This is a genomic window from Mitsuaria sp. TWR114 (assembly GCF_007997345.1).
Genome location: NZ_VOSR01001045.1, coordinates 1 through 828, shown reverse-complemented (window position 1 = coordinate 828; position 828 = coordinate 1). Strand labels below are relative to the sequence as shown.

The following is an 828-nucleotide window of genomic DNA, read 5'->3' as shown; positions in this document are numbered from 1 at the left end:
GCCAGCGCCAGGGCGCCGATCAGCATCAGCCAGCGCAGGCCGGCGTGCCAGCGCGCGAGCACCTCCTCGACCGACTGCTCCACGCCCACCATCAGCGAGCGCCGCGGCGCCGCGCGGTAGGCCACGACGACCTCGCCCGGCAAGGCGCCGGCGCCGATGTAGGTGCCGTGCTCGCGCCCGCGACGCAGGGCGTCGAACGCCGGGTGGCCGTCCAGCCGCTGGCCGGGCAGTTGGTGCAGCGTCTCCATCGCGGCAAGCAGCTGGCCGTCCGTCGACGCGAGCCAGGCGGCGCTGCGCCCGGTGGGCAGCGCGCGCTGCTGGGCTTGCGTCAGCGCATCCGGATTGATCAGCGCCAGCAGCCAGCGCGGCTCCCGCTCGCGCGCACCGGGCGCGACGCCGGCCGCCGTGGACGCGCCGCTCGCGGGCGTGTCCGGCGACGCCGGCAGTTGCAGCAGCAGCGGCAGCATCCCCACCGGCGAACTGCGCGGCGGTCGTCCCCGGGCCAGGTCCGCGAGGCCGCGCCCCGGTCGCAGCGGCATCAGCATGTCGCGGTCCGGACCGGGCAGCCGGCCGAAGTCGTCCAGCGGCACTTCCAGGCCGATTTCATCGGCGTTCGTGCTGATCAGCACCTTCCCGCGGGTGTCCAGCAGCGACACGCTGCGGATGAACGGCAAGCCCACCAGCACATGGCTGAAATGCGCTTCCAGGTGCTCGGCCTCGTGCGGATCGGCGATCGATCGCGTCAGCCCATCCCCGATCGCATGCAGGGACAGCGACGCGGTCTCGATGGTGCGGCTCGCGTCGCTCTCCAGCACCTGCGCCAGCAGC

The 828-nt window shown here is 74.2% G+C and carries 1 pseudogene; it reads right to left on the bottom strand.

The features are described from left to right. Positions 1–828 (bottom strand): annotated as a pseudogene (locus tag FUT87_RS29635) (hypothetical protein); the annotation flags it as partial.